The sequence below is a fragment of the Thermotalea metallivorans genome, from assembly GCF_001562415.1.
Lineage (GTDB): Bacteria > Bacillota > Clostridia > Peptostreptococcales > Thermotaleaceae > Thermotalea > Thermotalea metallivorans.
Map to the genome: position 1 here is coordinate 1 of NZ_LOEE01000022.1, position 8580 is coordinate 8580.

Below are 8580 nucleotides of genomic sequence, written 5' to 3' on the forward strand. Positions count from 1 at the left end.
AAGGGGTGTCCCTATGACAATGCCAGTATAGAAAGCTTTCATGCAATATTAAAGAAAGAATGTGTATACCTGAATACATTCATAGATCATGAACATGCAAAATCAGTATTATTTCAGTATATAGAAGGGTTTTATAATAGAAAACGAATCCATTCATCAATTGATTATATGACCCCAGAGCAATATGAGAATATGTGTAGAGCAGCATAGCTTGCTTTAGATTTTAAGCCTGAGGGAATACTAGCCAACCCGTAGGGCTTGCCCTTGATAAACTAATGAATAAATGCTAAAATAGCTTGTTCCGAAGGCTGTATATAGCTTGCTTTGAGTTTATCGCCTTCGGGTAAAAGCCAGGGTGCATTTATGAATAGTTTGTCAAGGGTGGCGGTAGTTGAAATAAAAAACTTAAATTTGTGTCCAAACTATTGACATAGATCCATTGCACTAATTTTAGCACATTATATGGATAAAAAAGTTGATACAAATGATAGGGTTTATCGATTTTCTCTGCAAGTATTTTATGATAGATTAAAATATTATTCAAATGATAAAAAATATAAAATAGATAATAAAATTGAGAAATTTTGTTATGAAAATTTAGAAGAAAACATAAAGGAAAAAGCAAAAAATATTAAGAAAAGAATATTTGAAAGATACACTACGATTACTTTTCCATGGAGTATCTTTGATATACAAGACCCTGAAATTAAAAAACATACGGATGCATTAACCTTCATTTTCGATACAGAGGAATTGATTTATACTTCCGTAACAGAAAATCTTACAATAACTCAAAAAGAAATTGAGGAGATAATCAGCTTGTATTTTTTGCTATACAGAAATCAAAACCTTATTGAGTCAACAAAATTTTTAATAACTGGTATTATGCTTAGAATGAGCTTAAAAGCCTTTAAAGATGCTAAAAAATATTACTTCAAAAACAATCAAGAAACATTATATATAGAATTGGAAAGCCTTGAAAATAAGGTAAGTTACTATGAAACAGAAAATAAAAAATTAAAACAAGAGATTGGAAGTTTTAAAAGCGAAAACGATAGATTAAGAAATGAATACAAAAAAAGTCTTGAAAAAAGAATTGTTGAAATGGAAAAAGAAATTGATGGGCTTAAACAAGAGCTGGAAGAATATAAAGAAAATGAAAAAGAATTATTTGCATTAAGAGAAACAATGTTTGACTTAGGAAGAAGAAATGAAAATGCAGCAGTATACAATGCAATTGATAAGGAAATAAAAATACCTCATGTAAAAGCCCTGATAGTTGGCGGACATGAAAATTGGAGAAAAAAACTACAGGAAGAATTGCCGGCTAGTTTTAAATTTCTTGATGGAAATAAAGAAAATTTTGATATTCACATACTTCATGATGTTGATTATGTGTTTTTATATACAGGTTACATGAATCATGGTACCTATTATAAAATCATGAACTATTGCAAAAAAAATAATATAACAATAGGATATATCAGCAGCACAGCAGTTGATTTAGTAAAATATGAATTAGTAAAAAAAATAAAGATCCAAAAGGATTGATTCCTTGGATCTTTTTTTGTTTTACAAATAATTCAAGAAATCTTTCTCTGATCTGAAGCTCTGCGTGGCTAAAGCCAGCAGGTTCTAACGTACTTTCCAACTTCTGTACTAACCCGAAAGTATAGTACCATTAATTGGCTTCCGTTAGACTTCCGCTACCAATTGTTCCTACGAACAAATTAGCGGTAGCATAGGCTCGCTTCAAAACCTTATAATATTAGACTTATATTATATTCTTTAACGCTTGACTTAATTCATAATTATTTAGCCTTTTAATTTCCCTATCGTGTAGAATTTTAAAATTCTCAAAATCTCGTATACATTCTTCTTGATTAATACTACTTAAATCATCATTGACGTGCTGTATTAAAAATGCACTATATAAATCTCTCTGTATTTTTATTCCGTCTAAGTCATTCCAGCGTTGACTTAATTTCTTTTTATTATACTCAAGATTTAGGTGATTATATTGACTTACTTTTACTTCTTTTGTGTTAACTTTTATAAGCGTTTCTCCAAGATATTTTAATTTATTGTCTAATATAGTTAATAATTTTGCAGGTGCTTTATTGGCTAAGCTTTTACCAAATCGTTTTTTTCCCTTAAATTTACCTTAATGGTACTAGAAAATCATAGTTTATAATGCTATAATAAAATCAAGGAAACAAATTTCAAAGAATCAAAGAATCTTGTATATTTTATTAGATAATAGAATATCATTGTATTAGGAGGACATTATTATGCTCAATTTAGCACTCAAATCATCTTTTTTGGAGAGTGATTTTATGGAATCAAAAAAAATTAGCGTTTCAGCTAAACGACAAATAACTATACCTATTGATTTCTATCAAAAATTAGGCATTGAAAAGGAAGTTGAATGTTTCTTAGAAGGAGATTGTTTAATAATTCGTGCTGTACGACCAACTGGTGGTGAATTTGCTACTGAAATCCTAGAAGATCTGATTAGCCAAGGATATGAAGGAAACGAGTTATTAGAAAGATTTAAAGAAATGAATAAAAAGGTTAGACCTGCTGTAGAAAAGCTTCTTGCCGAAGCCAATGCCGCTGCACAGAATTTACAGGGTACAGGTGATGTAAAAATGGCTGCAATTTTTGGCAAGGAGGATTAGCATTACATGTATAATATTGATTTTTTACCCCCTGCCGAGAAGTATTTCAAAAAGCTTAAAGACAAAAATTTGAAAAGGAAATTCCAAGAAGCAATAATGAAAATCAGAGAAAATCCCTATATTGGTGAAGCAAAAAGAGGGGATCTGGCCGGGATATACGGCTATGATGTATATTACAACAGGACCAATTATGAAATAGCCTATACCATCACAGAAGTAAATGGGAATATCATTATTGTTATAATGGCTGGAACCAGAGAAAATTTTTGGAATACTATCAAAAAATATATCAATAGCTAACCTACTAACAATTTCAAACAGTTTAAAAGATAGAGCTAAGTCCCGGTTAAAATTTAGAACTAACCTGACTTAGCTCTTTATTTTTTTAAAAAAACAGTTGAGTTGATACATGCATGATTACAGCATCTTTTTCCTCTATACTTCTGCAATAGTCTAGTATAGAATACAGTAATTTTTCCTTTAATTTTTTACTAAGCTGAATTTCAGTCCTTATAATTTTTGTAGTTTCATCATATGCTAGTCTGTCGATCTCATTTTTTTCTATTGTAATTTGCTCATAGTCAGAGATGCAACATAGGATCTTTTTGGCATGATCATCTACATTGGTTAAAAAGTAGAACATATACGGATATTCTTCAAAAACATTTGACATCCATTTTCTTATAGCTTCAATTTCATATATTTCCTTGTTTTCTTCTTCCCATCCGGAAAAAACGATCTTTATTTTTTGCCTTGCCTGTGTTTTAAGTTCTTTTAATTGTTGTATAATTTGTGTTATATATCTAATGTCATTTTTTTCGACTTCGTCTTGTGTTATGCAAATTTCAACAAACTTCCCGGTGGTTAATTCAATTTCTGGTATTTTTTCATCAAACATAATTTCCTCTCCTATCTCAATAGAAAAATATAAACATAAAGTATGCCGAATAGACCGACATACTTTATTGCAACTCTTGAATCATCTCTTTTTTAATGCAGTTATTTTGTGATAGAGTATATATTGCATTGCATAGCTCCCCTCTAAACAGGGATTCATCTGTTGTCAGCCAATATTTTTCTTTTTGATCTTGTATGCACCCTGATATTTCTTGCAAAGAATCTTCATCATGACATATTACTAAAACTTTTTCATTTTCTTCAATTTCAGTCTTTGGCAGTTGCCTTTTAATTTCAACTATGTCATGGGGATAATCTCTTACGCTTATAATCTTTATTTTCTTGATTTTTTCCCTATCTTTTGGGGTGCCTTCTCTTTTCAAAACATATTCCACTTCTGCTGTGAAGGGAAGCATTATATTATGCTTGATCTTTGCATGGGCTACATGAGTTAGCTTTATAAAAAATTGGTTAGCACTAAGCATCTTCAAAACCTGCCCTATGGTATATGAAGTATAAAAATTATGCTGATAGGGTTTATTCAGATCTTCTTGGCTTGCAATACCTGTTGTATATACAGGGAACGAATAATTTGTTTTTTTATTGATAATTGTATGCTTTACAAGATAGGAAGTTCGCACCAGATAATTGAGCCTATTTTTCAGGTTCAAGTTGCTTTTGCCAAACCAATAAGTAGTTAAATTGACCTGTACTCCCGTTAGAAATTTGCAAACATCTATAATCTTTGCAACCTGAATATCTCTTGTTTGGATATTATTCTCAACAATCTTCTTTAATCCCTGCCATCTGGGATCTATGATAGTATATTGAATCTCCCAATCTGCTCCACCTGCCAGCGGACTTTTCTTTTTTGTATCCATATTTTTCTCCCTTATTAGCCCACAACGGCTATAAGTTTTCCTCGAATATGTTTCTTTTCTGTATCTATTTCCCGGATCCTTAGTATTACTTTATTTCCTTCTTTGAGTTCTTTTCTTACTTTTTCTGATTTGGGCAGGGGTAAAAGAGCATAAATGTTTGATTCTAGCTGTGTAAATATTCCGTACTCTGCAACACCTGTTATAGTAGCAAGATATTCGCTTCCTATAACATATTTTTCCGTTACCTCATTCCAGCTATCTTCCAGCAGGGCTTTTAAACTTACTTTTAGCTTGTTTTTTTCTTTATCTGCTTCTAAGATTTTAACGTCAAAAACATCACCGACCTTCAAATGATCCCGTATGTCTTTAACATACCCATGGCTTATTTCACCGATAGGTAAAATTGTTTCGATTCCGCCTACGTTAATGATCGCAGAATATGGATTAATAGCTCTTACGATTGCAGTTCGTATGTCGCCTGCTTTAATATCTTTCCAAGTTATAGATGCTAGATGATTGATCGCTTCCTTTCGGGATAGTATTACAAGATTATTTTCTCTGTCTATTACCTTAACCTTAAAAATTACTGTTTGGCCAATGAGCTTTCTCATCTTTCTTGCCACATCTTGTTTTTTTCCTTCAAATCCGCTTTCTTGTTCAGGAATTAATCCTTTTATTCCTCCAGAAAAGCCTACTACTAAGCAATTTAGAATTTCTTGACCTAAACTGTGCTTTTCCATCCCTATAACAATTTCTTGTGCGATTTGCTTATTTTGATATGCAGCATATATGTCTTGCCAACTGTCTTGACCAAAAATCTTTTTTGCCTGTCCTGTATAACCTTCTCCATGAATTAAATTCATGATGTTTGTATCAGACATATATAATTCCTCCCTTTTTTATCATGTGTATTTTATTTATCAAAAAAATTTTCTTTATGCTTTTGAAATCCATACTGCCTTACCCAACAGCAGATTTTTTGAGGTTGTATTTCATATTCCTGCCCTATTTTTAGAATACTTTCACCCCGTAATTTTTTCTCAACAACAGATTTTTTAAATTCTCTGACCCATCTATTCAAAAGACTTGGGGATATGCCATGCTTTAGTCCCACTTTGATAGCACTTTCATTTCCGTTGACAACTTTTTTTATACAATCTAGCTTATATTCTAGGGTATATCTTTTTCTTTTTTTTACGACTTTCTTTTTCATTTTTTTCTCCCTTTCTAGTTCCCCGAATACTTTTTAAATCATATATCTTAGTTTTTTATCCAAACCATTCACTGTCTTCTTCTGTTTCTGTTTTTTTCGGGGGGGCAGGAGAAGGAGAATTGGCTGCCGGATGGACTGATGTTTTAGATGGTTTTTCATCTAGGCATTCACCTGCTTGTGTTTGGTTCTTGGTTTCGTCTTTTTTATCTTCTTGTGATTCAGGATTTTTGAGATTTTGTGAGTTTTCTATCGCTTTTTCCTCCTCTTTTACTTTGTTTTGTTCCTTGCTTTGTTTTTTACTGATAAAAACATACGGACTTTCAATTCTTTCTTCTTCTTTTTCTATTTCTATATTTTTTGTTAAGGAAGATGTTTCTACAGGTGTTTCAACTTGTTTTTCTTCTTTTGGCTGTTCAGAGCCTGCTACTTTTACAAATTTAATAGGTTGCTCTGGTTTTACAAGTTGCTCTACAGTAAAGACTGTTTCAGGAAGTTTATCATTGCTTTGTTCTTTAGTTGGATGGTCGCCTAGCTGTAATTCTTGCTTTTTTATGAGTTTTTGAAGCCATGTTTCTGCTTTTTCTATAACCTCTTTTTTAGCTTTCTTTATTTTTTCAAGCTTCTGTACCTTTTTTTCATCTTCTATAAATTCATCCGGAAGTTTGCTGTAATCCCCTAAACTTGTTATAATTTTTTCCGGCGGTTGGATTGCACCGTATGCCGTATATTTGACCAGGGCTTCTGCTTCCTTTTGCCATGATTGTAATTCCATGATTTCAGTATATGTATATCGGTTTTCTTCTTTTTCCGAAGCTCGATATGACTTAGGCAAAAGTGCCGGCATGGGAACTACTTGATTATACTGATATGTATATTGCTTTATGTTTTTTTTGTCGGCTCCAAACTCTTTTTCAAATATCTTTGCTTCGTCCGCTGGAAGGCCACCAAATATTATTTTTGTTTTGCAGTTTGTCAGAACAACTTGATCAAATAGCCTGTTTGTTTCTAGTTGCAATTGTGCAGTGGTTTGTACCGCTAGGTTGGTACTGCAACGATAGGATCTTCCTATTGCCAATAATCTTTCTAGGTCTGGATTTATATATCTTGGAGCTTCATCTACCCAGAGATAATGATACGGCCTTGTTTTTTCATTCCCGGGCCTTCTGAAAACTGCATTTTGCAAGTGATTCATAACAAATTGCCCAAATACATCTCCTAGTTTCCCTAGTGTTCCCATAGCTGTATTAACGATTAGGATTCCTCCTTCTTCTAGGTGCTTATCTAAATCTATATCGCTATTTCCTATTAATACTCTTTGCAGGTATCTGTTTTGTCCTATGTCCTCCAATTGTTGTCTTAATCCCAGAGCAAATTGATAGAATTTGTCTTTAAGCGTACCGAAAACCTCTGTTGTGAAGTATTCAACCAAATCATCATCCCCATATCGATTTCGGTAGGCATTCAGGTAACTCATCATATGTGATTCACTTCTTAAGGCCCTGATAACGTCAATGATATCGATTTTGTCGCCTAGAATTTTTTTTAAAAGAAGAATTGTGTTTCTTGCAGTTGTTTCTTGCACTTGTGCAAAGAAGGCTTCTTGTTTCCCAAACAGGTTTCTTAATACTGTACGGTTACTCTCTGCGATTATATCCGGATCTCCCTGCATAATGTTCAATTTATGAGTATTCGGATTTAAAGGATCTATGTATATATAGGGCAGGTCTAGGGTTTGACACATCTTTACCACATCTTCGCATAAATCCCCTTTTGGTTCTATTATAGATAGTCCAGCTTTATATTCTTGGGGATTAATCTCTTTTATGCTTTTTTCTTTTGCATCTAGGATTTTTTGTATTTTTTCTAATTTTTCTTCCAAACTAATGTTTCTGGCTTTAATTGCTTCTATTGCCCTATTGGCTTTTTCAGTTTCTTTTTTTATAAAATCCTCATATCTTTTCTTTTTTCTTTTTATGTCTAATAGGTCTTGCCAAATACAGGGCTTGATAATTTTTGATGTTTTACCGCTTCCATTAGGCCCAACGATTAACATGTGGCCAAAGCGATCTATCTCTGGTACGGTTACATATTCCCCTTTTGTTGTTGACTTTCCTAGGACGAGTTGCCCCATGGAAAACCCCCTTTCTTTATATTTCTATCATGTTATGCCTTGCAATTTGTGTGTATTTTAGCCAAGTTAAAAACAAAATAACTAACACAATATACATGAATATTTTATATGAGCCAATGGCTCCTTCAACTGTATAATTGATATAGCTATATGGGTTTGCAACTGTTTCTACATAGATAGGGGCGATTTTTCTGAAAATAAACTGAAAGAATGTATTATATATGCTTAGTATCATACCAAGGGCAGAAAGGACGTTAATCCACAGATACATCAAGTTATTTGAAACATTAAATATCCCCAAGCATATTAACAAGCAGGCGAACGCCAAGCTGTAAGATTGGATCTATGTCAATAGTTTGGACACAAATTTAAGTTTTTTATTTCAACTACCGCCACCCTTGACAAACTATTCATAAATGCACCCTGGCTTTTACCCGAAGGCGATAAACTCAAAGCAAGCTATATACAGCCTTCGGAACAAGCTATTTTAGCATTTATTCATTAGTTTATCAAGGGCAAGCCCTACGGGTTGGCTAGTATTCCCTCAGGCTTAAAATCTAAAGCAAGCTATGCTGCTCTACACATATTCTCATATTGCTCTGGGGTCATATAATCAATTGATGAATGGATTCGTTTTCTATTATAAAACCCTTCTATATACTGAAATAATACTGATTTTGCATGTTCATGATCTATGAATGTATTCAGGTATACACATTCTTTCTTTAATATTGCATGAAAGCTTTCTATACTGGCATTGTCATAGGGACACCCCTT

General features: G+C 32.8%; 10 protein-coding genes. 4 read left to right on the forward strand and 6 right to left on the reverse strand.

The features are described 5' to 3' along the window. The 4 genes from AN619_RS04290 to AN619_RS04305 all read left to right on the forward strand — a co-directional run. Window positions 1-210: IS3 family transposase (locus AN619_RS04290; RefSeq protein ID WP_157064892.1), on the forward strand; the 210-nt coding region annotated here is incomplete at its 5' end. A 252-nt stretch (window positions 211-462) separates the two neighbouring features. Then, the gene (locus AN619_RS04295) at window positions 463-1551 is read left to right on the forward strand and encodes a DUF2325 domain-containing protein (protein WP_068555256.1); all 1089 of its coding nucleotides are present in this window, start codon (window positions 463-465) and stop codon (window positions 1549-1551) included. Between the two features lie 740 nt (window positions 1552-2291). Next, complete coding sequence (locus AN619_RS04300) at window positions 2292-2681, forward strand: AbrB/MazE/SpoVT family DNA-binding domain-containing protein (protein ID WP_242867325.1); 390 nt, start codon at window positions 2292-2294, stop codon at window positions 2679-2681. A 6-nt stretch (window positions 2682-2687) separates the two neighbouring features. Continuing rightward, window positions 2688-2981 carry a type II toxin-antitoxin system RelE/ParE family toxin gene (locus AN619_RS04305; RefSeq protein ID WP_068555257.1) on the forward strand — a complete coding sequence of 98 codons (294 nt, stop codon included), beginning with the start codon at window positions 2688-2690 and terminating at the stop codon, window positions 2979-2981. A gap of 85 nt (window positions 2982-3066) precedes the next feature. On the opposite strand, the gene AN619_RS04310 is transcribed toward AN619_RS04305, so the two are convergent. The 6 genes from AN619_RS04310 to AN619_RS04335 all read right to left on the reverse strand — a co-directional run. Beyond that, window positions 3067-3579 (reverse strand): hypothetical protein, encoded by a 513-nt coding sequence (locus AN619_RS04310; protein WP_068555258.1) that lies wholly within the window; start codon window positions 3577-3579, stop codon window positions 3067-3069. 64 nt (window positions 3580-3643) lie between these two features. After that, window positions 3644-4459, reverse strand: a complete 816-nt coding sequence (locus AN619_RS04315; RefSeq protein WP_068555259.1) for a hypothetical protein — start codon at window positions 4457-4459, stop codon at window positions 3644-3646. A gap of 14 nt (window positions 4460-4473) precedes the next feature. Continuing rightward, window positions 4474-5340 (reverse strand): S1 RNA-binding domain-containing protein, encoded by an 867-nt coding sequence (locus tag AN619_RS04320; protein WP_068555260.1) that lies wholly within the window; start codon window positions 5338-5340, stop codon window positions 4474-4476. 32 nt (window positions 5341-5372) lie between these two features. Next, window positions 5373-5672 (reverse strand): transposase, encoded by a 300-nt coding sequence (locus AN619_RS04325; protein ID WP_068555261.1) that lies wholly within the window; start codon window positions 5670-5672, stop codon window positions 5373-5375. A gap of 55 nt (window positions 5673-5727) precedes the next feature. Further along, window positions 5728-7803 carry a type IV secretory system conjugative DNA transfer family protein gene (locus tag AN619_RS04330; protein ID WP_068555262.1) on the reverse strand — a complete coding sequence of 692 codons (2076 nt, stop codon included), beginning with the start codon at window positions 7801-7803 and terminating at the stop codon, window positions 5728-5730. 567 nt (window positions 7804-8370) lie between these two features. Further along, on the reverse strand, window positions 8371-8580 hold a 210-nt coding region (locus AN619_RS04335), incomplete at its 5' end, for an IS3 family transposase (protein WP_157064892.1).